We start from the raw sequence: 479 nt of genomic DNA on the forward strand, positions 1-479 counted from the left end.
CATCATCAGGGAGGCATAGCGTGCATCGTCCTTTAGAGGTAGAAGAAAATAGTTTGTATCCTCAATATTGGCAGGTTAATTGCTGTTTCCCCGCAATTTGCGCTACTGTAGCGCGGATAATCTGACTCCAGGAAACTATATGCGCAATCGTACGCTGGCTGATCTTGATCGTGTCGTTGCTCTCGGCGGAGGGCATGGACTGGGACGCGTTCTCTCATCACTTTCGTCTTTGGGTTCTCGTTTAACGTGTATCGTCACCACCACCGATAATGGTGGCTCGACGGGGCGTATTCGCCGTTCAGAAGGCGGCATTGCCTGGGGCGATATGCGCAACTGCCTCAACCAGCTGATAACGGAACCGAGCGTCGCCTCCGCGATGTTTGAATACCGTTTTGGTGGCAATGGCGAACTTTCCGGTCATAATCTCGGAAACTTGATGTTAAAGGCGCTGGATCACCTTAGCGTGCGGCCTCTGGAAG

The 479-nt window shown here is 52.2% G+C and carries 1 protein-coding gene; it reads left to right on the forward strand.

Annotation, left to right across the window (positions count from 1 at the left end; genetic code table 11):
- Positions 1-139: 139 nt before the first annotated feature.
- Positions 140-479: 2-phospho-L-lactate transferase CofD family protein (locus tag J5M58_RS26595; RefSeq protein WP_207880347.1), on the forward strand; the 340-nt coding region annotated here is incomplete at its 3' end.

It is taken from the genome of Pseudomonas sp. 32_A, from assembly GCF_017490905.1.
In the GTDB taxonomy this organism is placed as follows: domain Bacteria; phylum Pseudomonadota; class Gammaproteobacteria; order Pseudomonadales; family Pseudomonadaceae; genus Aquipseudomonas; species Aquipseudomonas inefficax.